Below are 26,439 nucleotides of genomic sequence, written 5' to 3' on the forward strand. Positions count from 1 at the left end.
ACCACGGGCGAGCTTCGCTCGTCCCGGACCCCTCCAAGGGAGGGTAAGCGGCTGCCTCGTTAGCCTTCGCAGGAACGACAGTTGAATTTGTGTCGATGCCGACGGCTCAATTTGCTTTCGCCGGCCGGCGCTCCGTGAACGGCGACAGCACCACCGTCGCCACCATGAAGATCACGGACGCGCCGAACACCCAGTGCGGCGCGCTTTGATCCATGATCCAGCCGAACAGCAGCGGTGAGACGATGCCACCGAGGTTGAAGCCGGTAGAGGCGATGCCGAAAGCGCGCCCCGCGGCACCCGGAGGCGCGGCATTGCGCACCAGCATGTCGCGCGAAGGCGCGATCACGCCGGAGAGGAAACCCGCGGTCGCCATCGTCGCCGTCAAGGCCCAGCCCGGCAGCGTCACCAGCGCGATCAGCAGCACGATGGCCGCATTCGCGGCGAAGCAGGCTGCGGCGACATAGCCGTGACGCTCGGTGCGGTCGGCGAGGAAGCCGCCGGCGAGTACGCCCGCGGCGCTTGCGGCGAGAAACGCAGTCAGCGCGACATTGGCGATCGAATAGGACGTGCCGTAGCCGTTCATCAGCGCCACCACGCCGAAATTGTTGATGCCGGCAACCGACAGGCTCAGCAGCATGAACAGCGCAGTCAGCGTGATCAGCGCCGGCGTGATGATGGCCTGCTTTGGCGCGCTCTCGCTGCCGGGCTTCTTCTTGTGCGCACCGGCATCGGGTATGTTCATGATGATCAGCAGCAGCGCCACCGCAATGCCGATCGCGCCCGAGGCGATCAGCGCGCCGGTGCCGCCGGACAGCGTTACGAGCGCGGCCACGATCGCCGGTGCGACGGCGCCGCCGAGAAAGCCGGCAAAGGTATGGATCGAGAAGGCGCGGCCCATCCGCCCCTCGTCCATGTGCTCCGCAAGAATCGCGTAATCGGCGGGATGATAGACGCTGTTGGCAAGACCCAGCAGCACTGCGCAGGCGATCAGCGAGGCGTAGCTGAGATGCAGACCGAGCAGGATCAGCGCGGCGCCGCCGAGCGCGAGCCCGGCCAAGAGAATGCGCCGCGCGCCAAAATGGTCGACGAGGTAGCCGGTCGGCGCCTGGGTTAACCCCGATACCACCGCGAACACGGTGAGGGCGAAGCCGAGCTCGACATAGCCGACGCCGAGCTTCTCCTTCAGGAACGGAAACAGCATCGGCAGGACCAGCAGATGGAAATGGCTGACCCAATGCGCGATCGAGATCCCCGTCAGCGTGCGCAGCGCACTGTCCGTCTTGCCTTGTTGCGGTGCGGCGAGAACGTCGACCATTGCAGTTCCGTTTCACTCCCGATGGACCGGCAAACTATCGGGGCTGGCGGTTATTTGTCCATGAACGCAGGCGCATGGCAGGTAGTGCGGGCGGGGCCGTGCGGGTCAGGTGTGCTTCACGCCGTTGTCCCCGGCGAGCGCAGGAACGACAGCGGAGCTGCATCCTCAGAACGGCTCGTCGTCCGGGCCATAGCGGTCGCGCTTCGGCGTTGCGATGTCGCCGTCTTCGTAGTCGTCGTCATCGGTCTCGCGCCGGCGCGGGGCCCTCTTCGCCTTGTCGTCCGCGGGCTTGTTCTCGGTGGTCTTGGGCGGCTCGCTCGACTTGCCGGTCTTGGCCATGGCTGGTCCCGGATGGGTGATGCTGCATCCGAATCTACCTGCCAAATATGTGCGGCGCCTGATTTATCTCAAGGGGCGACGAGATCGTCAGTGCACCACCGGCCCGCCTGCCTTCTTCCAGGCATCGAGGCCGCCGGCGATATGCGCGGTGTTCGGAAGCCCCGCCTCCTTTGCAGCAGCAACGGCCATCGCCGAGCGTTCGCCGAAGGCGCAGAAGAACACCACGCGCCGCCCGGTTGCGGCCGCGACCTCGCGCAGCATGCCGCCGGGCTTGAGGCTCTCCTCGACGGAGGGATACGGCGTGTGCAGCGCGCCTTCGAGCATGCCGTGCTTCATCCGCTCATTGGTCTCGCGCAAGTCCACCAGCAGGATGTCGGGCCGGCCGAGGCTGCGGATTGCCTCGATCGCGCTGAGCGCGCGGCCTTCCTTCTCCAGCTCTTCCTGGTGCAGGCCGACATGCATGTTGGCGGGAATCGCCACGTCCATCATCTTCGGATTGGGCAGCTTCAGATTGGCCATCAGCTCGACATATTCGTCGACCGAGCGCACCTGGAGCCGTGGATTGTAGCGTTTTTCCTCGCCGATGGTGGAGACGGTGTCGCCCTTGTAGTCGTGGGCCGGAAACACCATCGTCTCGTCCGGCAGCTTCAAGAGGCGGTTGAAGATCGAATCGTATTGCGCGCGCGCCGAGCCGTTCTGGAAATCGGTGCGGCCGGTGCCGCGGATCAGCAGCGTGTCACCGGTGAAGACGCGGTCGCCCATCAAATAAGAATAGGAATCGTCGGTGTGGCCCGGCGTGTACATCACGTCGAGCGACAGGCCCTCGATCGTCACCTTGTCGCCGTCGGCCACCCGCATGGCGACGACGTCGGCCTTGGTCTGGTCGCCCATCACGGTCATGCAATGGGTGCGATCGCGCAGCTCGCCGAGGCCGGTGACGTGGTCGGCATGCAGATGCGTGTCCACCGCCTTGACCAGCTTGAGGTCGAGCTCGCGCAGCAATTGGCAGTAGCGGTCGACCTTCTCCAGCACGGGGTCGAGAATCAGCGCCTCGCCGCCGGGGCGGCTGGCGAGGACGTAGCTGTAGGTGCCCGAAACGCTGTCGAAGAGCTGTCGGAAGATCATGGCAGGACCCGGCTTGGAACTGACTTCCAAGATTCTACTACAATACGGGTCGGAAAGAGAAGTAATTCACTGCATGAGCAGAAAAATTTAGAAGATTATATTATGGTCGCATGATCGCGGACAAAACACATCATCCCAGTCCTGCAATGCCTGGATTGCCTTCGACGCCTTTCAGCGTCACGCCGGAGCCGAGCCGTTCGGGCATCATCCGGCCCGAGCGCAGATATTTGCCGACCACGTCCCACACCGGCGCGCCCTGCTGGCCGTTGACTGAGGCCCAGCCCGCGACCTTGTAGCGGTGGCTGGCGTTGAGCGCCTTGCCGCTGCCGAGCTTCAGCTCCGAGATGCGGCTGCCGATCGCAGCGTCCGGCGTGCAGGTGTAGCTGAGCCCGCCGGCACGGACCATGTCGCCGCCCTGCTGGTAGTAGGGATCGGCGTTGAAGAGGTTGTCGCAGACGTCCTCGAGCAGGTCCTTGATCTGGGCCCCCGTTATCTCCTGCACATAGGTCTCGGGATAGGTGATCGCGGTTTCCGCCAGCAGATCCTCCATGGTCATGGCCTGGCCGGACAGCGCGGTGACGCCCCAGCGGAAGCCCGGCGACAGCGCGATTTCGGCATCGAGCTCGGTGCGCAGCGCGGTGCAGATCAGCTCGTCCATGGGGCCGGAGAAATTGCCGCGGCGATAAAGCAGCCGGTCGGGCGTCGCGATCTTTTCCGACCAGTCGGCCACGTGCGGCGCGCGGACCCGGCCGATCAGCTCGGCCATCGCCGGATCGGGCTTCAGCAGCTCCGAATAGACCGGCAGCAGACGATATCTGGCATCGCTGACTTTGCCGCTGTCGAGCGCGAGATCGAGCACACCCAGAAATTTCCCGTTGGAGCCGGCATTGGTGACGAGCGTCGTACCACCTGCGTTCTTCACCGGCATGGGCTGCGGCACGGCATCATGGGAGTGGCCGCCGAGAATGACGTCGATGCCGGTGACCCGGCTGGCGAGCTTGAGATCCACGTCCATGCCGTTGTGCGACAGCAGCACGACGGCGTCGACCTTGTCGGTGCCGCGCAAGGCATCGACATGCTTCTGCAGCTCCTCCTCGCGGATGCCAAAGCTCCAGTCCGGTGTAAACCTCCTGGGATGCGCGATCGGAGTGTAGGGAAAGGCCTGGCCGACGATTGCGATGCGATACCCGCCGAGCTCCTTGATGACGGAAGGCTTGAACACGCGCCCAGTGGCCTTGTCGAAGGCGGGCGCGTCGTTGAACGCGGCCTCTTCGGTCAGGAACACGTTCTGCGCCAGGAACTCGCCCTTGAAACGCTCGAGATTGTCGCGCAGCGTCTGCTCGCCATAGGTGAATTCCCAATGGCCCGTCATCGCCTCGATGCCGAGCAGATTGGCCACCTCGACCATGTCGCGGCCCTGCATCAGGTTGGCCAGCCCCGTGCCCTGCCAGAGATCGCCGCCGTCGACGAGCAGCGAACGCCGCTCGCCGACATCGGCGCGCAGGCGATCGACCAGTGTCTTCAGATGGGCAAAGCCACCGAGCTTGCCGAAGCGGCCTGCGGACTTCTCGAACTCGAAGCAGGTGAAGGCATAGGCATCGGCGCTGTCGGAGCGGATGCCGAAGCGCTCGAGAAAGGCCCGGCCGACCAGATGCGGCGGCCGTCCCGCCATCTCGCCGATGCCGATATTGACGCTGGGCTCGCGGAAATAGACCGGATTGAGCTGCGCATGCGTGTCGGTGATGTGCAGGATGCGCGCATTGCCGAACCGTTCGAGGTCGTAGATGCTGGCGGCGTCAGCGCCGCGGGCGAGCCGCGGCAGGCCAATCGTTGCCACGGCAAGGCCTGCACCTTTCAGGAAATCGCGGCGGCGGATCGCCATTCAAGAATTCTCCGCGCCTCTCGTGGGGACTGCGTTCACCGCGGGGCAGTCTAGCGGATTTCCATCGCCTTCCAGGCTTCTTTTTCGGAAACAGCCTGGAAGATCGACGCCCTCGCCAGCGCTTCGGCTTCCCTGGCCGCGGCCACCGCACGGCCGAAATCGCCGCCATCGGCAGCCCTTTTCGCGGCCGCCAGCGCAGATACGGTCACCGTCCACTGGTTGCGCATGCCCGCCGCCTCCTTGGAGGCGGCTTCGGCGGCCGCATAGGCCGCCTTGTAGTCCGCCTCACTCGCCGCGCGCGCGGATGGCGCAAGGCTCAAGGCGAGCAGCATGGCCAAGCCAAGTGACAGCTTCATGGCCGTGCTCCCGGTCCCGAGATCGGCAGGCCGTTGGCGACGTAGGACAGGAAATATTCGACGTCTCGATATTCATCCGACTGCGGCTCCAGTGAAACCGCGCGGGTCTGGCTGTTGCAGGTAACGAAGCGGCGGCTGGTCGTGCCCATGCCGCTCCATTCGGAGCGGTAGATCGGCATCGCGTTGAGGATGCCGAGCGCTGGGGCGAGGGTCTCGGCGCGGATGCGCTCGCCCGGGCTCTGCACGTGGCAGCTCGCGCAGGAGAAATTCATCTGGCCGCGCCGCGTGTAGAAATAGCGCTTGCCGTTCTCGTACGCCGCCAGCGCGCGGGGATCGTCGGGGATCTTGATGTCCATCAGCTTGCCGCGCGAGGTGTAGGCCATGTAGGCGGTGAGCGAGGCCATCTCGTCCTTGACGTAGGAATAGGGCCCCTCGCCATTGGCCTCGCGGCAGCGGTTGAGCGCGAGCTCCAGCGTGATGACCTTGCCTTCGCCGCTGTCGAAGTACGGATAGTTCTGGCGGATGCCGATGCCGCCGTTCGGAAAGCAGTCGGCATAGGTCTTGCCGTTCTTGAACGGGGTCGAGAACATCTCCTTGCCGGCCTCGAGCGCGAACTCGTAAGGAGGGAATTCCTCCTTCTCCTGCCACTGCCGCTTCATGTCCTCGTTCATGGAATACGGACCGTTGACGAAATCCTCGTGCTTCACGTTCGGAAATTTCTGGAAGAAGAAGTTCTGGAACGCCTTGGCGTCGGCGACGGGATCGACCTTGTCGGCAGCGATCACGCGCGGCGCGGCGAGCGCGAACGCGACGAGCGCAGCGCTGAGCGAGCCCAGCAGGAGGTGGATGCGGGCCTTCATCACGCGATCTTCGCGGTGGTCGTATCCGAGCCGCCCTTGTTGTCGGTCCAGGAGATCTTGAGCTCGTCGCCCTTCTTGGCGCCCTTGAAGCTGAACTTGACGTAGGGGTCCTTGGAGACCGCTGTGCCCCAATCGGCGACGAACACGTCCTTGCCGTTACATTCGAACTTCAGCTGCTGGATGAAATGCGCCGGGATCAACTCGCCCTTGGAGTCCTTGACGAGGCCGGTGTCCATGGGGTGCTGGATCAGCGTCTGCACCTCGGTGATGTCGCCGGTCGATGTTGCGCGCACGCGAATGCTGGATGCCATGTCGAACTGCCTCGCTTAGCCGCCGCAACCGCCGACGGTGACCTTGACCTCCTTGGTCGCGCTGTAGAGCTTGCCGTCGGCCTCTACGATCGCGGTCAATTTGGTGGTCCTGGCCATCTTGAGCCGGTTGGCGACGGCAGGGATCGTGCCATCGGGAATCCTGTAGCTGGCCGCCAGCGCGCTCGGGTTCTCCGCCACGAAGAACGAGATCGAGGTGACCTTGTCCAGCGTCGTCGTCACCGAGATCGGCACGACGCCGCCGTTCTCGGCGATCTCCGGCGCATCCAGCTTGACCTTGTCCGACGGCTCGGCGGCCTTGCCGTAGAGCGCCTTGATCGCATCCGCCTCGCTCTTCTGCCTGAAGGCCTCTTCCGGATATTTGTCGTTCGCCGCGGCGCGCGCGGGCGCGAACGGCAGATTGCCGAGGCCGAGCAGCGCCACGGAGGCAGCGCCCTGAAGGATCAGGCGCCGCGTCGGATGAGGCCTCCAATGAGGCTTGGGGGTCGTGGTCATCTCAAGTCTCCTAGGGGCCGCCGGCGGTTACAGGGTCTGCAGGAAATCAACAATCGCGTTGATCTCCTGCTCGGTCAAAATCCGGTTCCGGCCGAACGGCGGCATCATGGTTTGCGGATTGCGCTTGGTCTCGTCGAAGATGATCGCGGTGAGCTCGTTGCGATCGGGGTATTTGGCCTTGATGTCCTTCAGCTCCGGTCCGATCGTCCCCGGCAGGTCGCCGCCTTTGATGACGTGGCAGGTGAGGCAATTGCCCTTGCCGCGGTCGAAGGCGAGCTTCTGGCCCTCCGTCACGGTGGATTGCGCCCCCGCCGGGGCCATGGCCGCGCCGGCGAGGAGGGCCAGCGCAGCAAGCAGAGCGGGCTTGGGAGGAAAGGCGGTCAAGGCATCGTCCCGGCGTTATCTCGATGATCTCGTTTGCGGAATTGTTCAAAAGCACAAAGGCCATCGCCTGACAATCAAGACTATGCACGCGGTGAAATGGAGTTAATATCCTGCGCATTGCAACTGACGAGATAGTTCGTTCATTCGGATGGGCGTGAACTAGCAGATTATTCTCGGACGTTTGGCCGCCTTTTCTGGTTCGCATTTTTTGGGGACGTCACTTGGCTGAATATGTGGTCGAATTTGGCAGGGATGGCGGACGGGTCGAGCCGGATGGCCGGCTCGATGCGCCTGCCTTCCATCGCAATCACGAACCGATCTGGGCAGCGCTGGAAAAGCATCTCGCGGATGCGACCGGCAACGTCGTGGAACTCGGCAGTGGAACCGGGCAGCACGTGGTGCATTTCGCCCGCCACACGCCGGGCCTGATCTGGTGGCCGAGCGATCTCAACCAGCGCCACCTCAAGAGCATCGAAGCCTGGCGCGTGCATGCCGGCCTGCCGAACATCCGTTCACCCCTGCGCATCGACCTCACCGATCCCGACTGGTGCCCGGAAATGAAAAGCGGGCAGGGGCCGACCAGCCTCGCGGCCGTGTTCTGCGCCAATGTCATTCACATCGCGCCCTGGGCCGTGGCCGAAGGCCTGTTCGCCGGCGCGGGCCGTTATCTGCGCCGCGACGGCAAGCTGTTCCTCTACGGCCCCTTCAAGCGCGACGGCAAGCATACCGCGCTCAGCAATGCGGTGTTCGACACCTCCTTGCGCGAGGGCAATCCCGAATGGGGCGTGCGCGACGTCGTCGACGTCGAGAAGCTGGCGAAGGCGGCAGGCCTCGGCCTCGTCGACACGATCGAGATGCCCGCGAACAATCTGACGCTGGTGTTTGCAAGAGGCTAGGAGGTCGTCATGCCCGGGCTTGTCCCGGGCATCCACGTTCTTCGGGCGGTAAGGCAAGGCGTGGATGGCGGGGCCAAGCCCGGCCATGACGATGTGGAGACGTCAGCGCACCCAACTCTAGCCTTCATCCCGCCACCCGATCTTCTCCTTCAAGAACCGATAGCCCAGCACCTCGAAACCGGCGCGCTCCTTGTTGTCCTTGCCGTAGCCGTGGCCGCCTGCGGGCGGCTCGTAGAACCAGGCCTCATAGCCCATGGCCTGCAGCTTTGCCGCCATCTTGCGGGCATGGCCGGGATGGACGCGGTCGTCGCGCCGCGTGGTCGCAATCAGGATCGGCGGGTACGACTGGCCGTCCCTGACGTTGTGATAGGCGGAGTAGGTCTTCAGCCACTCCCATTCGTCGGGCTTGTCGGGATCGCCATATTCCGCGATCCAGCTCGCGCCGGCGAGCAGCTTGGTGTAGCGGCGCATGTCGATCAGCGGGATGGTACAGAACAATGCGCCGAAACGCTCGGGGTAGCGTACCAGCATGTTGGTGATGAGGATGCCGCCGTTCGATCCGCCCTGCGCGGCGATGCGTTTTGCGCTCGTCACACCGCGGCGGACGAGATCGGCCGCGACCGCGGCGAAATCGTCGTGTGAAAGCTTCTTGCCGGCAAGCCGTCCGGCATCGTGCCAGCGCGTGCCGAACTCGCCGCCGCCGCGCAGATTCGCCTGCACAATCGTGCCGCCGCGCTCCAGCCACAACTTGCCGAGCGAGGAATTGTAGTACGGCTTCACCGAGTGACCAAAGCCGCCATAGGCGCTCAGATAGACCGGCGCATCGCCGGTCTCGCCGGCAGGGCCCGTCTGCACATAGGGGATACGCTCGCCGTCAACGGAGATCGCCTCGTGCTGCGTCACCACGAGGCCATCGGCGGTGAACGTCTTCGGCGCCTGCTTCAGCACGATCGGGCTTGCGACGCCGCGCTCGATCAGCAGCAGCGCCGGCGGCGTCAGCGGGTCCTGCACATTGGCGAGCAGATCGCCATTGCTCTCCGATGCATGGCGGTCGAGCGGCCAGACATCGACGACGCCGATCTGCGGCAGGCCGCCAAGTGTCTCGCGGCTCCAGCTAGTGGCAGACGGTGTGCAGATCTCGAAGCGAGGTTTGAGCTCGTCGAGAATCGACATCACCAGCTTTCCTTCCGCCCAGAACAACCCTTGCAGCGCGCGCCGCGGTGCGGGCTCGAACAGGACGACAAAATCGCGGCTGCCGGCGAGGAAGGCCGAGAGCGAGATGCCGAGCACGGTGTCGGTGGCATAGGTCCGGCCATCGACCTGCCAGTCCTTGCGTAGCTTCATCGCGAACCAGTCGCCATGCGCCTGCATCCAAATCCCGGTCGGCAGATCGAGCTTCGTCGTCGTGCCGGCCGCATCGCGCAGCCAGATGGCGTGGTTGAAGAAGTCGATCTGGTCGACGATCCAGACCCGGGGCGCCGCTCCGGTGTCGTCGGCCATGCCATAGATCACCATGTGATCGGCGGTGGTCTCGATGACCATCTGTGCCTGATCGACCGGTTGGCCGCGCCGCCACAGGCGGACGGTGCGCGCATAGCCCGAGCTCGTCGCCATGTCCTCGCCATGCGCGCTTGACAGCAGCAGCGTGTCGGCATCGAGCCAGTCGACGCCGCCTTTCGCTTCCGGCAGCGCAAAGCCGTTCGCCACGAAACTTTTCGTGGCGAGGTCGAATTCCCGCAAGGTGACGGCATCGCTGCCGCCGCGCGACAGGCTCAAGATCGCCCGCGAGCTTCCCGGCATCGTGGCGATACCGCTAAGCAACCAGTCCTCGTCTTCGCTTCTCGCGAGCTGGTCGATGTCCAGCATGGTCTCCCATGCCGGATCGGCTTTGCGAAATTCCGCAAGCGAAGTCCGCCGCCACAGGCCGCGCGGGTTGGCGGCGTCTTTCCAGAGATTGTGCAGGTCGTTGCCGCGCCGGCTGACATAGGGAATGTTGTCAGGTCGGTCATAGATCGCCGCGAGGATGTCGCGATCGTGCTCGAAGGCCTTGCCGCCGAACGCGGCGAGCGTCAGGCTGTTCTGCCGCTCGACAAAATCGAGCGCCTGCCGGCCCTCGATCTCCTCCAGCCACAGCCAGGGATCGTCGTCGGGCGCTTGAAGCGTGGGCCTGTCGTCGACGGACATGAAAGGTAACTCCCGGAAGATCGCGGCGGATAGGATTTGATCGAGCGCAAGCCGTCAAGGGTGCGCAGCGTTATCATTCCAGCGATTGCGTCAGGGGCATGGCCCGCGCCCGTTTGCGCCGGTTGCCGGCCCTCTCTCACCCCTCCATAGTGCCGCGAATCAACAGAGCCCTTTGGGCGGAAATGCCGATGCTGGACGTGACTGCAGCCCATGAGATCGCCGACGATGCCCGCGCGCGCGCCAACGTGGTGCGCCTCGCCGCCGCGCAGGCGCTGACCGGCGCCAACTCGGCCGTGATCTTCGCCACCGGAGCGATCGTCGGCGCCACGCTCGCGCCCGACATGTCGTTCGCGACCGTGCCGATCTCGATGTATGTGGTCGGGCTCGCCGCCGGGACGCTGCCGACCGGCGCGATCTCGCGCCGCTTCGGCCGCCGCGCCGCCTTCGTCATCGGCACGGGTCTCGGCACGCTCACCGGCCTGCTCGGCTCGCTCGCAATTCTGCGCGGCTCGTTCGCGCTGTTCTGCTTTGCTACCTTCCTCGGCGGTCTCTACGGCGCGGTGGCGCAATCCTATCGCTTCGCCGCCGCGGATGGCGCCAGTGCGGCCTACCGGCCGAAGGCCGTGTCCTGGGTGATGGCGGGCGGCGTGTTCGCCGGCGTGCTCGGTCCGCAGCTCGTGCAATGGACCATGGATGTCTGGCAGCCTTATCTGTTCGCCTTCAGCTTCCTGGTGCAGGCCGCCGTCGCGCTGATCGCGATGGGCATCGTCGCCGGCGTCGATATGCCGAAGCCCGCGCCGGCCGATCTGCACGGCGGCCGGCCGCTGCTCACGATCGTGTCCCAGCCGCGCTTCATCGCGGCAGCGCTGTGCGGCGTCATCTCCTATCCCATGATGAACCTGGTCATGACCTCGGCGCCGCTTGCGATGAAGCTGTGCGGCCTGTCCGTGTCCGATTCCAATTTCGGCCTGCAATGGCACATCGTTGCGATGTACGGGCCGAGCTTCTTCACGGGCACGCTGATCGCGCGCTTCGGCGCTCCGAAGATCGTCGCCGCCGGCCTGCTGCTGGAAGCGGGCGCCGCCATCATCGGTCTCTCCGGCCTTACGGCGATGCATTTCTGGGCGACGCTGATCGTGCTCGGCGTAGGCTGGAATTTCTCCTTCATCGGCGCCTCCGCGCTGGTGCTGGAGACGCATCGCCCGCAGGAGCGCAACAAGGTGCAGGCCTTCAACGATTTCCTGGTGTTCGGCATGATGGCGATCGGCTCGTTCTCATCGGGCCAGCTGCTCGCCAATTACGGCTGGTCCGCGGTGAACCTCGTGGTGTTCCCGCCGGTGGTGCTGGGCCTTGCGGTGCTCTCGCTGGTCTCCTGGGCGAAGCGCCGCAAGGCGCGGCTGGAGGCGGCCATGGGCGAATTCCCCGACGCCGTGTGAGTGGCGGGAGGTTGTCAGCAGCGTTGACACTTCGATCCAGGTCGAAGTGATTTTCTGAGGAAGGTTATTTAGATGTCGTCATGGCCGGGCTTGTCCCGGCCATCCACGTCTTTGCGAGGTCGGAAGAAGAACGTGGATGCCCGGAACAAGTCCGGGCATGACGGAGCAAAACAAACGGCAGATGAAATGCTCGACAATCCTCAGACCCCAGCGGCCCACGAATCCTCGCTCCGCTATGAAGGCTGGCGCATCGTCGCGGTCTGCTTCCTGCTCGCCACCTTCGGCTGGGGGCTCGGCTTCTATGGCCAGAGCGTCTATGTCGCCGAGCTGCAGCGCGCACGGGGCTGGCCGGCCTCGCTGATCTCCTCCGGCACCACGTTCTTCTATTTGTTCGGCGCGCTGCTGGTCGTCTTCGTCGGCGAGGCCGTGCGGAAATACGGTCCACGGCTCAGCCTGATCGCCGGGACGCTGGCGATGGCGTCCGCCGCGGTCGCGATCGGCGCGGTGCGCGAGCCCTGGCAGCTCTATCTCGCCAATGCCGTGCTCGCCTTCGGCTGGGCCGGCACCAGTCTCGGCATGATCACCAACACGATCAGCCTGTGGTTCGACCAGAAGCGCGGCATGGCGATCAGTCTCGCGCTCAACGGCGCCAGCTTCGGCGGCATCGCCGGCGTGCCGCTGCTGGTAGCATTGATCGGCCATATCGGCTTCGCCGGTGCGATGTACGCCGCCGCCGGCGCCATGCTGATCCTGCTCGTGCCGGTCATCCTCCTTCTCGTCGGCCGCCCGCCCGATCGCCACGGGTGGCAGGCGGCGGCGAAGGCGAAGCCGCAATCATCGACTGAGATCCGCGCCTGGGCGCTGCGGGACGCCGGCTTCCTCACGGTGACGATCGCCTTCGCCCTGGTGCTGTTCGCCCAGGTCGGCTTCATCGTGCATCTGATCTCGTTCCTCGATCCCGTGATCGGACGCGAGCGCGCCGCCGTGGCCGTCGCGGTGCTCACCGCGATGGCGGTGGTCGGCCGCGTGCTGTTCTCGCTGGTGATCGACCGCATCAATCAGCGCCTCGCGTCCGCGCTGTCGTTCCTCAGCCAGGCCGCCGCGCTTCTCGTCGTCGTCAACCTGCACAACGATTACGTGCTGATCGCGGCCTGCGCCGTGTTCGGCTTTTCGGTCGGCAACCTCATCACGCTGCCCTCGCTCATCGTGCAGCAGGAGTTCGACTCCGCCGCCTTCGGCGTGCTGATCAGCCTCAACACGGCGATCAACCAGGTGACCTACGCGTTCGGTCCCGGCGTGGTCGGTTTCCTGCGCGATCTCTCCGGCGGCTATACGCTGCCCTTCTATCTCTGCATCGCGCTGGAGGTGATGGCGGCGGCGCTGATCATGGTGCGGGGGAAGCCGCGGGCAAAGTTCTCTTCAGTGGGATGAGACGCGCTTGGAGCGGCGTTAGAGCATGATCCGGAAAAGTGTGTAGCGGTTTTCCGATACGATCATGCTCAAACAAATTAGTCCGCGACGATCTTGACGCGGTCGCGCACCTTCACCTGCGCGGTGCGATCGAGGCCGTTCAGTACGCGGAAGCGCTCGGCGGGATGGTCGACGCCGGCCATGCGGTGGGAGAGCGACTCCACGGTATCGCCGGGCTGCACAGTGATGACCTTGATGCGCAGCGGGCGCGCGGCCTGGATTTCCTCCAGCGTCAGCCGCCGGAACGAGTTGACGGTCTCGCGCGCATTCCGCTCGCTCTCGGTCGATTTCTGCCGTGCCGCGAAGATGAAGCGATAGACGTCGCTGCCGAAGCGCAGCGCATAGACCTTGAACTGCCATTGGTCGCCCTTGGCGGTGGCGGACGCCGCTGGAAAACCGTTGACGGTGAGATCCTCGGTCGAAGCCTTCTCGACGCCTTCCATCCAGCCCGAATTGAGGTAGTCGCCGAGCGACTGTTCGGCCGGCACGCGCACGACGTCGAAGCGCATCGCCTGCGCGCCGCCCTCGCGGACGCCGATCACGGCCTGCGCGGTGTTGTCGAGCGTGAAATTGTCCGGCGCCTGGAAGGTGAAGCCGAGCTTCGGATGCAGGAAGCGCCGGCCGCGGACAAAACCTTCGCTCGGGTCTTCGCCATAGACGAGGTTGTCGATCGCGGCGAGATAGCTTTCGCGATCGCGCTCGGCGCCTTCAGGCGCGGTGTATTGGCGGGCAATGTTCTGCGCGTTCTGGACGCGTTCCGGAGTTGCCGGATGCGACGAGGTGAAATCCTGCGCGCGCGGATCGAGCGAGCTCTTGCCGGCCTTCAGCTCGGCATTTCGCTCCATCGCGGACAGGAAGCGCGCCGCGCCGTACGGGTCGAAATGCGCCTTGGCGGAGATGCCGACGCCGATGCCGTCGGCCTCGAACTCCTGCTTGCGCGAGAAGCTCGCCATGGTGAGCTTGGTCTTGGCCAGCGCCAGCGCGGTGAGGTCGGGATCGTTGCTCATGTCGGTGACAACGCGGGTGACGATCGCGGCCTGGCGGGCCTGGTCCTCGCGCATCGCCGCGTGCTTGGACAGCACATGCGCCATCTCGTGGCTGAGCACGGAGGACAATTCGGAGGTGTCGCTGGCGAGCGCGAGCAGGCCGCGCGTGACATAGAGCTGGCCGTTGGGCAGCGCGAAGGCGTTCACCGCCCCGGAATTGAGGATGGTGACCTTGTAGCCCTGGTCGGGCCGCTCGGAGGCCGCGACCAGCCGGTCGACGGTCTTGCTGACGAGCGCCTCGAGCTTGGGATCGTCATAGGTCCCGCCATAGCTCGCCAGGATGCGCTCGTGCTCCTTCTCGGTGGCCGGGGTTTGGGCGACGGCAGGCTTCGGCTTCGGCATCGCGACGGCTGCCGGGGTCGCCGCAGTCTGGAACCGGCCCATATCGCCGCAGCCAGCGAGAAGTCCGCCCAGCGCAAGGCAAAGCGCGGCCGGCGCAGCCCGCAGGCGGCGGCAATCGCCCAGTCCGTGCCGTTCTAGCACCCCATTCACGTCGTTTAACCCGTGCCCGGCCTGTCTTAAGGCCTTACCCCTGTCGGCTCGTTTGCGCCCAGCAACTCGATCTGCCCCACGAGGCGTACATCGATGCGTGGCCCCGTATTCCCCTCAACCCAGCCCCGAACGCGAATACGCCGATTCTCCAGGGACTTAAGGGCCATACCAGCGCTTTCGAACGCCGCTAGCGTGCGCTTTGAAATAGTCACGGCAAAGCCGCGTGTCCAGTTTCGTCCGAAGTTGAGGTAGGTCGTTGCCCCAGCTTGCCGGACCGACAGGACTTTGCCTTCGACCACCGTAAAGCGCCCGATCTCCGCCAAAATATCGTCCGGACTTTCCGCGTTTTTTATGGCCGACGGGTCAGCCCAGCTGCCCATTTTTTGGCGCCGCGCCGCAGCTTCGGACGCCATCAGGGCGGCCGCGCAGTCCTTGTCCAGGATCTCGGCGGAGGCGATGGCATCGCCCCGAGCGAGCAGCATGGCCTGCACCGAGATGTCGCCTTCGCCGATGAAGACAAGCGCACTCTGGCGGCCGTAGCGATCAGGCGTGTCGTCAGCGCTCCGCAGCATCACGTCGTGGCCGGCGAGCAGCGAGGTCAGCGCCTGCTTCGTGGTCGCGGTCGGCGCGATGCCGCTGAGGCGGATCTCGCGCCCGTCATCGAGCCGCACGCTGCGCGCATCGACGATGGCAGCGACGCGGCCTTCGCCTTGGGACTCGAACTGGCAGGGGCCCGCGAATGCCGAGCTACTTGCGACGAGAAGACATGCGACGATGAAGCGAAGCCGTTGCGTCACGTGATCCGGAGAGGTTGCATTGCGGCCGGACCTTAACTCATGCGTGGTGAGATGCGAAGGGGCTTTCTCACACCCTTCATTGCGAGGAGCTCTTCGCGACGAAGCAATCCAGACTGTTTCCGCGGACGCATTTCTGGATTGCTTCGCGGAGCCTGTCATCCGGCCGCGCTTCGCGCGGACCCGTTGGCTCGCAATGACAATGCGGGGACAGCTTCCGTCCTCGCGGCATTCCGCTTTGCGGAAAGCGCGCATTGATCATTCATCTGCATCGCACCTGCGCTTGCTGCGCTCTTGCGCATGCGGCATGATTGCGGCAACAGCGAATAGCCAAGAGCAATAACCCAAGAGCAATAACCAAGCCGCCATCAGAGCACGGCGCGATAAGGGAGGTCGTTTTCGATGAAGACTATTTTGTCCGGCATTTTTGCCGCCGCGTTTGCCCTCAATGCGAGCGCCGCACAGGCTCAGGACAAGCCGCCGCTGAAGATCGGCGGCATCCTCGACATGTCGAGCCTTTATGCAGATATCACCGGCTCCGGCAGCGAGACTGCGGCGAAGATGGCGGTCGAGGATTTCGGCGGCGAGGTGCTGGGACGCAAGATCCAGGTGCTGGCGGCCGACCATCTCAACAAGGCCGATCTCTCCGCCAACATTGCCCGCGACATGCTCGATAATCAGGGCGTCGAGATGATCTACGACGTCGCGGCCTCCGCGACCGCGCTTGCCGCCGGCGAGATCGCGAAAGCGCGCAACAAGATCATCATGTTCAACGGGCCGGGCTCGATCCGTCTCAGCAACGAGGCCTGCGGTCCCTACACCATCCACTACGTGTTCGACACCTACGGCCAGGCCAACGTGACCGGTCTTGCGGCGGTGAAGTCGGGTCTCGACAGCTGGTTCTTCCTCACTGCCGACTACGCCTTCGGCCAGGATCTGGAGAAGGACACCAGCGCGGTCGTGACCAAGACCGGCGGCAAGGTGCTCGGTGCCGTCCGCCACCCGCTCAACACGTCGGATTTCTCGTCCTTCCTGCTCCAGGCTCAGGCCTCCAAGGCCAAGGTGATCGGGCTCGCGAATGCCGGCGGCGACACCATCAACGCCATCAAGCAGGCGGCGGAGTTCGGCATCACCAAGGGCGGCCAGAAGGTCTCGCCGCTGCTCGCGTTCGTCACCGATATCGACTCGATCGGGCTCGAGACCGCGCAGGGGCTGCTGCTCGCGGAAGCGTTCTACTGGGATCTCAACGACGACACGCGTGCATTCTCGAAGCGCTTCATGGAGCGCACCAAGCGCGTGCCGACCTCGGCACAAGCCGGCGTCTATTCCTCCGTCACCCATTATCTGAAAGCGGTGAAGGCAGCCGGCACGACCGACGCCGCGGCGGTGATCAAGCTGATGAAGGAGACGCCGATCAACGACTTCTTCGCCAAGAACGGCAAGATCCGCGAGGACGGCCGCATGATCCACGACATGTACCTGTTCGAGGTGAAGAAGCCGTCGGAGTCCAAGGGCCGCTGGGACGATTACAAGCTGCTCGCCACCGTCCCCGGCAACGAGGCGTTCCAGTCATTGGAGCTGTCGCGCTGCCCGCTGGTGAAGAAGTGACGGCGTGACGTAAGGGCACGCCGTCATCCCGGGGCGCGCCAAACAATAGGTCGTCATCCCGGGGCTCGCGAAAGCGAGAGCCCGGGATCCATTGGGCGGCATTGACGGTTGAGAGATGGATTCCGGGTTCGCGACTTCGTCGCGCCCCGGAATGATAAAGTGAGAGAGTGGCACCACAGAATGAGGCCAACATCCATGAACGACATGGTCCTGCAAAAGCTCGAAGGCGGGCTGCTCACCATCACGATGAATCGGCCGGAGCGGAAGAACGCGCTCAATCCCGAGATGGTCGCCGGGCTGGTCGAGGCGGCGCGGCGCGCGGCTGATGATCCCGAGGTGCGGGCGGTGCTGTTCAAGGGCGCCGGCGGCTCCTTCTGCGTCGGCGGCGACGTCAAATCGATGGCAGCTGGTCGCGCGCCGCTGCCGTTCGAGCAGAAGCTCGCAAACTTGCGCCGCGGCATGGAGGTCTCGCGCATCCTGCATCAGATGCCAAAGCCCGTGGTGGCCCAGCTCGATGGCGCGGCGGCGGGCGCCGGCCTGTCCATGGCGCTGTCCTGCGACCTGCGCATCGCCTCCGAATCCTGCAAGATCACCACCGCCTTCGCCAAGGTCGGGTTCTCCGGTGATTACGGCGGCACCTATTTCCTGACCCAGCTGCTCGGCAGTGCGCGGGCGCGCGAGCTCTATCTGATGTCGCCGGTGCTCACCGCGAAGGAGGCACATGCGATCGGCATGGTGACGAAGGTCGTGCCCGACGCCGAGATCGACGCGGCCGCGCACGAGCTCGCGCTGTCGCTGGCGCAAGGGCCGTCGATCGCGCTCGGCTTCATCAAGCGCAACATCAACAACGCCGAGCACCTGGCGCTGGAGGATTGCTTCGACGGCGAGGCGATCCATCACACCCGTTGCGGCGACACCGAGGATCACAAGGAGGCGGCCAAGGCCTTCGTCGAGAAGCGCAAGCCGACCTTTAGGGGCGCATGACCATGGCGCCCTATATCCGGCTGCGTCAGATCTGCCTGGTCGCGCCGCAGCTCGAGCCCGTCATCACGGATATCGGTCGGATCATGGGCCTCGCCGTCTGCTATCGCGACGGCAATGTCGCCAAATACGGCCTCGAGAACGCGCTGCTCCCGGTCGACACGATCCTGCTGGAGGTGGTCGCGCCGTTCAAGGACGGCACCACGGCCGGTCGCTTCATCGAGAAGACCGGCGGCCGCGGCGGTTACATGGCGATCTTCTGCTGCGACGACCCGGACGAGCGCGGCCGCAACGCCAATGCGCTCGGCGTGCGCACCGCCAATGTCATCGACCACGCGCCGTATCACGGCGTCCAGCTCCACCCCCGCGACTGCCGCGCCGCCTTCATCGAGTTCAATCACACCGAAGGCAGCGACGACATCCTCGGGCCGTATCCTCCGGCGGGACCGGACTGGCAGAAATTCATTCGCAAGGATGTGACCGAGGCGCTGACGGCGGTGGAGATGCAGAGCCCGGATCCGCAAGGGCTGGCCGAGCACTGGGGCAGGATCATCGGAATTGCGCCTGAAGGCGCCGAACTGAAGCTACCCAACGCGACCTTCCGCTTCGTCAAGGGCGCCAGCGAGATCATGAGTGCGCTGGAGTTTCGGGTGACTGACGTGGCGCAGGTGCTGCATACCGCCAAGGCAAAAGGGCTCGCGGTTGAGGGCAACGAGTTTCTGCTGGGCGGAGTGACGTTCCGCGTGAGTTGATCGGGCAAACCCTCTCCCCCTGTGGGAGAGGGTGGCTCGCCGCGAGCGGCGAGACGGGTGAGGGGTCTCTCTCCGCGAGCGAATCACTTGCGTTTGAATGCGCTGAAGCAACCCCTCATCCGGCGCTTCGCGCCACCTTCTCCCACAAGGGGAGAAGGAAGAAAGAAGCGATCGCTTTGTAATAAACTACCTTCCCTTGAAATTCGCCGCGCGGCGCTCTTCCGTGGCCTTCACGCCTTCCTTGAAATCGTCCGTCGCGCGCAGCCGCGTCTGCTCGGCGAGTTCGTGATTGGTCGCGGCCATCACGCGGTCGGCAAGGCCATTGCGCATCGTGGCGCGGGTGGAGAGCAGGCCGAGCGGGGAGCATTCGGCGATCTCGCCGGCGAGCTTCATCGCGGCCGCCTTGACCTGGTCCTGCGGCACCAGCTCGTTGGCGAGGCCCCATTTGTAGGCTTCCTCGCCCGTGACGCGGCGGCTGGTATAGAACATCAGCTCGGCGTTGTTCTTGCCGATCAGCTCCGGCAGCGTCACGGTCAGGCCGAAGCCGGGGTGGAAGCCGAGCTTGGTGAAGTTTGCGGAGAAGCGCGCTTCGGGACAGGTGACGCGGAAATCGGCCGACACGGCAAGCCCGAGTCCGCCACCGATGGCCGCGCCCTGCACGGCGGCGACGATCGGCTTCTTGGCGCGGAAGATGCGCACGGCCTGGATGTAGAGATGGTTGATCGGTCCGAGACTGTCGGCCGGATCGCCCTTTTTCTCGGCCTCGCGCGCCTCCTGGGCCTGCCGCGCCGGATCGCCGAAATTGGCGCCGGCGCAGAACGCCTTGCCCTGCGCGGAGAGCACGGAGGCACGGATTTCGATGTCGCGGTCGAACTCGTCGAGCGCGTCCGCGATCTGGTTGATCAGCGAGATATCGAAGAAGTTGAGCGGCGGACGGCGGATCTCGATGGTGCCGACATGCCCGACCTTCTCGACGCCGATATCTTGATAGGTGCTCATGATGATCCTCGATTGACTTAACGCAGACCCAATCCGCGGGCGATGATACCGCGCAGCACCTCGGTGGTGCCGCCCTGGATGGTGAGTTTCGGCGCGGTCTTGATCGCGAAGTCGAGCTGCCGCTCCAAGGTCTCACGGTTGGTCGCGGTCTCCTCGACGAAGGCGGCGAGATCGCGCACGCGATGCGGCAGCTGCTGCTCCCAGACCGTGCCGATGTCCTTGACGATGGACGCTTCGACCACCGGCTCCTTGCCGGCTTCGAGCATGCCGGCCACCGAGACCGACATCCGCCGCATAGTGTGGAGCTGCGCGACCAGGCGGCCGATGCCCTCGGCGCTGCGCGTGTCGGGATTGGGACCGACAGCGCGGACCAGCTCGGTGAGGACGTAATAGGTCTCGAGGAAACGCTCAGGGCCCGAGCGTTCATAGGCGAGCTCGCTCGTCGCCTGTTTCCAGGCGCCGTCGACCTCGCCGAGCACATGGTCATCGGGAATGAAGTGATCGGTGAAGACCACCTCGTTGAATTCATACTGGCCGGTGATCTGGCCGATCGGGTTCACCTTGATGCCCGGCTGTTTCATCTTGACCAGGAACTGGGTCAGGCCGTGGCGGCGGTTCTCCTTGGTCGGCGGCGAGGTCCGGAAGATCGCGATCATGTAGTCGGCGATATGCGCCGACGAGGTCCAGATCTTGGTGCCGTTGATGAGATAGCCGCCCTCGGTCTTGGTCGCGCGCGTCTTCGCTGCGAACAAATCGGAGCCCGAGTTCGGCTCGCTCATGCCGATCGCAAAGCAGATCTCGCCGCGGCAGATCCGCGGCAGGATCTCCATCTTTATGTGCTCGGGCGCGTATTTCAAAAGCACCGGCCCGCTCTGGCGGTCGGCGACGAAGAAGCGCCGCGTCGGCGCATTGGCGACGCGCATCTCCTCGGTCACCACGTAGCGCTCGAGGAAGGAGCGTTCCTGGCCGCCATACTTTTTCGGCCAGGTCATGCCGAGCCAGCCCTTGGCGCCGACCCGGCGGGAAAATTCCGGCGCGTCGGTGTCCTCGCGATTGGGCTTGTGCGGATCGAAAGTGCCGGCGGCGATTTCCTCGGCGAGGAAGGCGCGCACTTCCTTGCGCAATTGCTCGCATTTCTCCGGCAGGCGGATCGGATCGAAACGGAGGGCAGCGGTCATTTTTGTCTCGTCCCCTGATCAGCGCGACGCCACGAGCGGCCACAATTCATCGGCGCCGCGGTTTGCCACGAGCTTGCCGAGCTCGACGGCCCAGTAGCTTTCCGAGCCAAAATCGTCGCGCCAGGCCAGCGCGCGCAGCGAATAGCGGTGCAGGATGTGCTCCATGGTGAAGCCGATCGCGCCATGGACCTGATGCGCGATGCCGCCGCCCTTCTCGGCAGCTTCCGCGCAGCGGATCTTTGCGGAGGCGGCTTCGAGATAGATCTCGTCGTTGAACGATCTTGCATTGGCGATGGCGTCGGCGGCGGACGTCGCCGCCGCAAGCGCCGCGGCGGATTCGCCGGCGAGGCGCGCGAGATTGTGCTGCACGGCCTGGAATTTCGAGATCTTCTTCTCGAAGGCGACACGCTCGTTGGAATAGCGCACGGAGATGTCGAGCATGGATTCCAGCGCGCCGGCGATCTGGAGGCTGCGCGCGACGCCGCCCATCAGCATCAGATGGGTCTGCTCAAAGCCCTTCGGCGCGGGCTTGATGGCGACTGGCTGGACCTTGTCGAGCGTGACGGTATCGCTGTGGTCGTAGCCGACATTGAGCCCGGCCTCGATCCGCGCCTTGGCCGCGTCGATCAGCGCGATGGAAGCACCATCCTTGCCGTGCGCCAGCACGGCAAAATGCTTCGCCGTCTTGGCAAAGGGTACGCCGCGCGCGCGGCCGGAGAGCGCACCGTCGGCATCGAGGGTGATGCGGTCCTTCGGGGACGCCGGCACGACCGTCATCTCGCCATCGGGTGATGTGATCTTGGCCTGTGCCAGCAGCCATCCCGCCAGCATGGTCTCGGCCAGCGGCACCGCGACTGCGAAACGGCCGGCGGCGTTCATCAGCGCAAAGCCGTCGGCGAGGCTCGCACCCGAGCCGCCGAGATCATCCGGCACCCAGGACAGCGGCAGGCCGGCTTCGCTCAACGCCTGCCACAGCGGCGCCTGCCAGGAATTGTTCTTGTCGTTGTTGATGGTTTGCGGATCGGCGAGATCTGCGAAGATCTTCTCCGCGGTCTCGACGACGATATTGTCACTCTCCGCCACAGCGTTCCCCGTATCTTACATTGGCGCGTCCGGTCTGATCGGCCAGTGCGCAGTCTCTTCTTGCGCCCGATGATCGGAAAAAGCCATGGCCCTGACAAGCGTTGATCGCAGGTCCATCTGCGGCGTGGGCATGGGGCCAGGCTTCAGGAAATGCTAATTCCGCTTAGCGGAGTTTGCTCGATTTGCAGGGCGCGGCAAACTCGCTAAACAGGACGCCACACCAGAGACAGGGGAAGGAAATCCGGATGGCAAAAGACGGCTTGTGCGCAATCGTGACGGGGTCCGCATCCGGGCTGGGTGCAGCGACTGCGGAGATTCTCGCCCGCAGCGGGGCGCGGCTCGTCATCAACTATTCGTCGAGCCAGAAGGAAGCCGAGGCGACGGCCGAGACCTGCCGCAAGGCCGGCGCCGCGGAGGTTTTGGTCGCACAGGGCGACGTCTCCAAGGATGAGGATTGTCGCAAGATCGTCGCGGCGGCCAGCGGCTGGGGCCGGCTCGACATCCTCGTCAACAATGCCGGCACCACCAAGCATGTGGCTCACGCCGATCTCGACGGTCTGTCGGCGGAAGATTTCCAGCGGGTCTATGGCGTCAACACCATCGGCCCGTTCCAGATGGTGCGCGCGGCGCGCAGCCTGCTCGAAGCCGCTGCCAAGGCTTCGGGGCGGCCATCTGCGGTCGTGAACGTGTCCTCGGTCGCCGGCATCAGCGGCGTCGGCTCGTCGATTGCGTACGCCGCGAGCAAGGGTGCGCTCAACACCATGACGCTGTCGCTGTCGCGCGCGCTGGCGCCGCTGATCCGCGTCAACACGGTCTGCCCTGGCTATATCGACACGCCCTGGTTCACCAAGGGCCGCGGCGAGGCGCAGGCCAAGCAGGTGCGCGACAGCGTCGTGGCGAAAGTGCCGCTGAAGGTCGCATCATCCGCGGAGGACATCGCCCAGCTCGTCTGCTTCCTGGCGACGCCGGCCTCCAGCAACATGACCGGCGAGGTCGTGCGCATGGATGCGGGGATGCATTTGATTACGTGAGACCCGATACGCCCTCTCCGCGTCATGGCCGGGCTTGACCCGGCCATCCACGTGAGGCCGCTCGGGTCGAAGGACGTGGATGCCCGGGTCAAGCCCGGGCATGACGATGAGGAGGTGGCGTGCTCTCGTCGTTACCGCTTCTAAGCGCTATCCCTTGATCACGCCGCTCGCTACCAGCCGATTCCAGATGAACAGCACCACCACCGCGCCGATGGTCGCGGTGATGAAGCCGGCGCCCTGGTCGGGGCTGTAATGGCCGATGGCCTGGCCGATCCAGGTGGCCAGAAACGCACCGGCAATGCCGAGGATGGTGGTGAGGATGAAGCCGCTCGGATTGTTCGGCCCCGGCGACAGCCAGCGCGCGATGAGGCCGGCAATGAAGCCGACCAGGATGATCCAAAACAGGCCGCCCATGCTCATGACTGTGCTCCCCTCTCTTTGAACCGATCAGACCCGATCCGAGAGTTCATTCTCGGTCGGCAGCCGTCCGTCCGGCGTCAAATGGTCGACCACCTGGGGCAGATACTGGCTGAGGCCGGAGAGCAGCTCTTCGCGTGACAGGCCGCTCTGGGCGGACAGGCTCTCGATCTGATCGGCGCCGAGCGCGCTGGCGAGATCGCCCGGCGCGATTGGCTTGTTCTCGCCCTTGCCGACCCAGGAATTGGCGGCATCACCGTGTCCGCTCTGCTGGAGCTGGTTGAGGAGATCGCCAAGCCCGCCGCTCAGAATGCTGCCGGCCGCACCGCCGGCGAGCAGGCCGCCGAGGCCGCCCTTGAGCATGTCGTTCAGACCGCCGCCCCGACCTACGTTCACCGGCGGAGGCGCGGGTGTCGGCAACGGTTGGGGCGCTGAGCCGGACTGGTTGCCGGTGAAATGCTTGAATGCCTTCCAGGCGAGCAGGCCGAGCAGCGCCATGGTCATCGGCGACATGCCGCCGGGGGATTTCTCGGAGCTCGGTGTGCTCTGGCCGCGCGGGCCGTTCTGCATGCCGTTGAGGACGTCGAGTAGACCCATGGTGCTCTCCTTTGGCGTCTCGTTCGGCGAGCGCTCGCCGCTGACTGCCCCCGGGGCGAGAAGATATGGGGCACTCATGACCGTTACAAGTCGGATGCGCCGCGATTGGTTGTCGGGCTCGGCTCTGCTATCGAAGGCCGGTCATTCAGGGAGTGAGCTCGGTGATTGCGGATCGACCGATCGTTGTGGCCGGCGCCGGCGCCATCGGCTGTTTCGTCGGCGGCATGCTGGCCGCCAGCGGCCGCCGCGTCGCGCTCCTGGTGCGGCCGCGGGTAAAGACCGAGATCGAGCGGTTCGGCTTGCTTCTGACTGATTTGGACGGCTCCGAGAACAAGCTCGGCGCGGGTCAACTGGCGCTGTCGGAGGATCCCTCGATCTTCCACAACGCCGGCATCGTGCTGGTGACGGTGAAAAGCGCCGATACCGCTGCTGTCGCCGAGCAGATCGCGCAGCATGCGCCTGAGGATGCCGTCATCGTCTCGCTTCAGAACGGCGTCGGCAATGTCGCTGCGCTGCGCGAGCGGCTGGGCGGCCGCCGCGTGCTGGCCGGCATGGTGCCGTTCAACGTGATCGCGATGGGCGAGGGCCGCTTCCACCGCTCGACCTCCGGCGACATTCATGTTGGCGAGGATGCGGAGAACACGGCCGGGAAGCTCTCGGTCGCCGGCCTCACGATGCGCGCGAGCAGCGACATCACGGGCGTGCAATGGGGCAAGCTGATCATCAACCTGAACAACGCGCTCAGCGCGCTGTCGGACATGCCGCTTGCCGCGCAACTGGCCAGCCGCGACTGGCGCAGGCTGTTCGCCGACCAGATGGCCGAAGGGCTGGCCGTGCTGAAGGCCGCCCACATCGTGCCGGTGTCGTCGACGCCGATCCCGATGAGCTGGTCTCCAACCCTGCTGCGGCTGCCGGATGCGATCTTCGGTGCAATCCTGGGCCGGACCATGAAGATCGATCCCGAGGCGCGCTCCTCGATGTGGCAGGATCTGAAGCAGGGCCGCAAGACCGAGATCGACTATCTGCAAGGCGCGGTGATCGCGCTCGCCGAGCGGAACCATGTCGCCGTGCCGCTGATGCGCCGCATTGTTGCGCTGATCAAGGAAGCCGAGGCGGCCGGCAACGGTCCGCTCCGTATGACGCCGCAGCAGATTCGGGGGTAGCGCCCGAAAGGAGGAGCGCGATGAAACGTGGTCTTGTGATCGGGCTCGCGCTGACCGCCTTCTGCGGCACGTCGACGCTCGCCTATGCGAGGCCGCCGACGGTGATGAACTCACCTGGATATGACAGGCGATTGCAGGAGAGCCGGTCGCAGTTGGGTGCTTCGCCGATGGTGACGGAGCCGGCGACTGCGCCGTTGGTGAAACCGAAGCAGGGCAAGAAGAAGCGCACGAACTGAGGGTGGGAGCTGATCTCCATCCAACTCGTCCTTGCGAGCCACCGGGTCGGCGCAAAGCGCCGCCCGATGACAGGCTCCGCGAAGCAATCCAGAATCCCACCGCGGAAAGACCCTGGATTGCTTCGTCGCAAGGGCTCCTCGCAATGACGGTTATGGATGCAACTCACCCCTTCTTCGCGGGCTTGCTTGGGGTCGGGTTGAACAGCTTCTTCAGGTCGTTCAAGCTCTCCGACAGCCGCGGCCATTCGCAGGAGAACGAGCCCTTGGCGCAAGGTGCAGCCTTCGGCTTCGCGCCCGCGGCTTGCTGCACCTTCGGCCGCTCGACCGGCACCGGCACGCGCGCGACTTCGGTCCGCAGCGCGACCTGCTGCAGCTGCTGCAACTGCTGCTCCTGCTGTTCGCGCTGCTGCCGGGCGATAGCCTGGGCCGCTTCGTTGCTGCGGCGCTGGTTGGCGAGATAGGCCGTATAGGCTTCGTCGATCTTCTTCTGCTCCTCCGGCGTCGGATTGGGACCGGCGATATCGAAGGTGCGATCCTGGAGGAAATCGTAATAGGAATAGCCGCCGCCCGGCTTGCGGCGGCCGGCGAACTTGGCGTTGCAATCGGCAAGGGCGGCCGTCTTCTCCGCTTTGGTTGCGGCCTTCTCGGCGGCGTCGGCGCATTCCTCGAAATCAACCGGAGCGCGCTTCCACCATTGCGCCTCGGCATGCCCGTGCGTCAGCAGGAACAAACCTGCTGTACCTACGGCGAGCAGCGCCGCACGACGCGATGTAACGACCGACAACATTCTACGAGAGCATTCCTTGCGCAACTCAACCCGAACTGAGTCGAGCCGGATTTTTGCCCCTTTCTTGCCGGCTTGTCACCCATGGAACCCAGGAAATTCAGGGCTGCGATGCTGACATTTTGTGCTTGACGTGGCGCGAGAGTCACAGCGCCCTGACGGCAGGCTGGTACACTCGTGCCGCGAGCGCCTCACTCCTGCGGCGAC

At 65.0% G+C, this 26,439-nt stretch carries 27 protein-coding genes; 9 read left to right on the plus strand and 18 right to left on the minus strand.

Going from position 1 to position 26,439, the window contains the following annotated elements; all coding sequences use genetic code 11:
• Positions 1 to 106: 106 nt before the first annotated feature.
• The 9 genes from I6F16_RS32390 to soxX form a co-directional block, all read right to left on the minus strand.
• Entirely contained in the window at positions 107 to 1,315 is a 1,209-nt protein-coding gene (locus I6F16_RS32390) for an MFS transporter (RefSeq protein WP_225113654.1), read from the minus strand.
• Positions 1,316 to 1,480: 165 nt separating this feature from the next.
• Entirely contained in the window at positions 1,481 to 1,654 is a 174-nt protein-coding gene (locus I6F16_RS32395; RefSeq protein WP_225113655.1) for a hypothetical protein, read from the minus strand.
• A gap of 87 nt (positions 1,655 to 1,741) precedes the next feature.
• A complete protein-coding gene (locus tag I6F16_RS32400; RefSeq protein WP_036042512.1) occupies positions 1,742 to 2,779 on the minus strand; it encodes an MBL fold metallo-hydrolase in 1,038 nt (345 codons plus the stop codon).
• Positions 2,780 to 2,909: 130 nt separating this feature from the next.
• The gene (gene soxB / locus I6F16_RS32405) at positions 2,910 to 4,661 is read right to left on the minus strand and encodes a thiosulfohydrolase SoxB (protein WP_225113656.1); all 1,752 of its coding nucleotides are present in this window, start codon (positions 4,659 to 4,661) and stop codon (positions 2,910 to 2,912) included.
• 50 nt (positions 4,662 to 4,711) lie between these two features.
• Complete coding sequence (locus tag I6F16_RS32410; RefSeq protein WP_036014604.1) at positions 4,712 to 5,017, minus strand: hypothetical protein; 306 nt, start codon at positions 5,015 to 5,017, stop codon at positions 4,712 to 4,714.
• On the minus strand, positions 5,014 to 5,877 hold the full coding sequence (gene soxA / locus I6F16_RS32415; protein WP_036026282.1) for a sulfur oxidation c-type cytochrome SoxA: 864 nt from the start codon (positions 5,875 to 5,877) through the stop codon (positions 5,014 to 5,016). The genes I6F16_RS32410 and soxA overlap by 4 nt, the downstream gene beginning before the upstream one ends.
• Positions 5,877 to 6,188, minus strand: coding sequence for a thiosulfate oxidation carrier complex protein SoxZ (gene soxZ, locus I6F16_RS32420; protein ID WP_036014600.1), 312 nt, complete (start codon positions 6,186 to 6,188; stop codon positions 5,877 to 5,879). The genes soxA and soxZ overlap by 1 nt, the downstream gene beginning before the upstream one ends.
• Before the next feature lie 15 nt (positions 6,189 to 6,203).
• Positions 6,204 to 6,701: a thiosulfate oxidation carrier protein SoxY gene (soxY, locus tag I6F16_RS32425; protein WP_036014597.1), complete on the minus strand. Its 498-nt coding sequence runs from the start codon at positions 6,699 to 6,701 to the stop codon at positions 6,204 to 6,206.
• A gap of 27 nt (positions 6,702 to 6,728) precedes the next feature.
• On the minus strand, positions 6,729 to 7,022 hold the full coding sequence (gene soxX, locus I6F16_RS32430) for a sulfur oxidation c-type cytochrome SoxX (RefSeq protein ID WP_225113698.1): 294 nt from the start codon (positions 7,020 to 7,022) through the stop codon (positions 6,729 to 6,731).
• A 284-nt stretch (positions 7,023 to 7,306) separates the two neighbouring features.
• Here soxX and I6F16_RS32435 point away from each other — a divergent pair, with 284 nt between their 5' ends.
• Entirely contained in the window at positions 7,307 to 7,981 is a 675-nt protein-coding gene (locus I6F16_RS32435) for a DUF938 domain-containing protein (RefSeq protein WP_036014591.1), read from the plus strand.
• Positions 7,982 to 8,098: 117 nt separating this feature from the next.
• Here I6F16_RS32435 and I6F16_RS32440 read toward each other — a convergent pair whose 3' ends face one another.
• On the minus strand, positions 8,099 to 10,165 hold the full coding sequence (locus tag I6F16_RS32440; protein WP_036026289.1) for a prolyl oligopeptidase family serine peptidase: 2,067 nt from the start codon (positions 10,163 to 10,165) through the stop codon (positions 8,099 to 8,101).
• Between the two features lie 188 nt (positions 10,166 to 10,353).
• Here I6F16_RS32440 and I6F16_RS32445 point away from each other — a divergent pair, with 188 nt between their 5' ends.
• Positions 10,354 to 11,601 (plus strand): MFS transporter, encoded by a 1,248-nt coding sequence (locus tag I6F16_RS32445; protein WP_036014620.1) that lies wholly within the window; start codon positions 10,354 to 10,356, stop codon positions 11,599 to 11,601.
• Between the two features lie 186 nt (positions 11,602 to 11,787).
• A complete protein-coding gene (locus I6F16_RS32450; protein WP_225113657.1) occupies positions 11,788 to 13,032 on the plus strand; it encodes an MFS transporter in 1,245 nt (414 codons plus the stop codon).
• 77 nt (positions 13,033 to 13,109) lie between these two features.
• Here I6F16_RS32450 and I6F16_RS32455 read toward each other — a convergent pair whose 3' ends face one another.
• Positions 13,110 to 14,501, minus strand: a complete 1,392-nt coding sequence (locus I6F16_RS32455; RefSeq protein WP_074448070.1) for a M48 family metalloprotease — start codon at positions 14,499 to 14,501, stop codon at positions 13,110 to 13,112.
• 134 nt (positions 14,502 to 14,635) lie between these two features.
• Positions 14,636 to 15,406 carry a thermonuclease family protein gene (locus I6F16_RS32460; protein WP_225113658.1) on the minus strand — a complete coding sequence of 257 codons (771 nt, stop codon included), beginning with the start codon at positions 15,404 to 15,406 and terminating at the stop codon, positions 14,636 to 14,638.
• A 399-nt stretch (positions 15,407 to 15,805) separates the two neighbouring features.
• Between I6F16_RS32460 and I6F16_RS32465 the strand changes: the two genes are divergently transcribed.
• The 3 genes from I6F16_RS32465 (at position 15,806) to I6F16_RS32475 (ending at position 18,744) form a co-directional block, all read left to right on the plus strand.
• Positions 15,806 to 17,011 (plus strand): ABC transporter substrate-binding protein, encoded by a 1,206-nt coding sequence (locus tag I6F16_RS32465; protein ID WP_074448069.1) that lies wholly within the window; start codon positions 15,806 to 15,808, stop codon positions 17,009 to 17,011.
• A 195-nt stretch (positions 17,012 to 17,206) separates the two neighbouring features.
• Entirely contained in the window at positions 17,207 to 17,995 is a 789-nt protein-coding gene (locus I6F16_RS32470; protein WP_036026312.1) for an enoyl-CoA hydratase, read from the plus strand.
• A 2-nt stretch (positions 17,996 to 17,997) separates the two neighbouring features.
• The gene (locus tag I6F16_RS32475) at positions 17,998 to 18,744 is read left to right on the plus strand and encodes a hypothetical protein (RefSeq protein ID WP_036026313.1); all 747 of its coding nucleotides are present in this window, start codon (positions 17,998 to 18,000) and stop codon (positions 18,742 to 18,744) included.
• Positions 18,745 to 18,930: 186 nt separating this feature from the next.
• On the opposite strand, the gene I6F16_RS32480 is transcribed toward I6F16_RS32475, so the two are convergent.
• From I6F16_RS32480 to I6F16_RS32490, 3 genes are read right to left on the minus strand one after another with little or no spacing between them, the layout of a single operon-like run.
• A complete protein-coding gene (locus tag I6F16_RS32480; RefSeq protein ID WP_225113659.1) occupies positions 18,931 to 19,743 on the minus strand; it encodes an enoyl-CoA hydratase/isomerase family protein in 813 nt (270 codons plus the stop codon).
• Between the two features lie 17 nt (positions 19,744 to 19,760).
• Entirely contained in the window at positions 19,761 to 20,921 is a 1,161-nt protein-coding gene (locus tag I6F16_RS32485; RefSeq protein WP_036014568.1) for an acyl-CoA dehydrogenase family protein, read from the minus strand.
• An 18-nt stretch (positions 20,922 to 20,939) separates the two neighbouring features.
• Positions 20,940 to 22,004: an acyl-CoA dehydrogenase family protein gene (locus I6F16_RS32490; protein ID WP_225113660.1), complete on the minus strand. Its 1,065-nt coding sequence runs from the start codon at positions 22,002 to 22,004 to the stop codon at positions 20,940 to 20,942.
• 245 nt (positions 22,005 to 22,249) lie between these two features.
• Between I6F16_RS32490 and I6F16_RS32495 the strand changes: the two genes are divergently transcribed.
• A complete protein-coding gene (locus tag I6F16_RS32495; RefSeq protein WP_109141716.1) occupies positions 22,250 to 23,035 on the plus strand; it encodes an SDR family oxidoreductase in 786 nt (261 codons plus the stop codon).
• A 147-nt stretch (positions 23,036 to 23,182) separates the two neighbouring features.
• On the opposite strand, the gene I6F16_RS32500 is transcribed toward I6F16_RS32495, so the two are convergent.
• Both I6F16_RS32500 and I6F16_RS32505 read right to left on the minus strand, forming a co-directional pair.
• Complete coding sequence (locus I6F16_RS32500) at positions 23,183 to 23,449, minus strand: GlsB/YeaQ/YmgE family stress response membrane protein (RefSeq protein WP_036014563.1); 267 nt, start codon at positions 23,447 to 23,449, stop codon at positions 23,183 to 23,185.
• Between the two features lie 33 nt (positions 23,450 to 23,482).
• Positions 23,483 to 24,049, minus strand: a complete 567-nt coding sequence (locus I6F16_RS32505) for a YidB family protein (RefSeq protein WP_225113661.1) — start codon at positions 24,047 to 24,049, stop codon at positions 23,483 to 23,485.
• A 161-nt stretch (positions 24,050 to 24,210) separates the two neighbouring features.
• Between I6F16_RS32505 and I6F16_RS32510 the strand changes: the two genes are divergently transcribed.
• Both I6F16_RS32510 and I6F16_RS32515 read left to right on the plus strand, forming a co-directional pair.
• Entirely contained in the window at positions 24,211 to 25,212 is a 1,002-nt protein-coding gene (locus tag I6F16_RS32510; RefSeq protein ID WP_225113662.1) for a 2-dehydropantoate 2-reductase, read from the plus strand.
• A 20-nt stretch (positions 25,213 to 25,232) separates the two neighbouring features.
• On the plus strand, positions 25,233 to 25,448 hold the full coding sequence (locus I6F16_RS32515) for a hypothetical protein (RefSeq protein WP_225113663.1): 216 nt from the start codon (positions 25,233 to 25,235) through the stop codon (positions 25,446 to 25,448).
• Positions 25,449 to 25,611: 163 nt separating this feature from the next.
• On the opposite strand, the gene I6F16_RS32520 is transcribed toward I6F16_RS32515, so the two are convergent.
• A complete protein-coding gene (locus I6F16_RS32520; RefSeq protein ID WP_225113664.1) occupies positions 25,612 to 26,235 on the minus strand; it encodes a hypothetical protein in 624 nt (207 codons plus the stop codon).
• Positions 26,236 to 26,439 lie beyond the last annotated feature (204 nt).

It is taken from the genome of Bradyrhizobium sp. IC4060, from assembly GCF_020193715.1.
GTDB classification, from domain to species: Bacteria; Pseudomonadota; Alphaproteobacteria; order Rhizobiales; family Xanthobacteraceae; genus Bradyrhizobium; species Bradyrhizobium yuanmingense.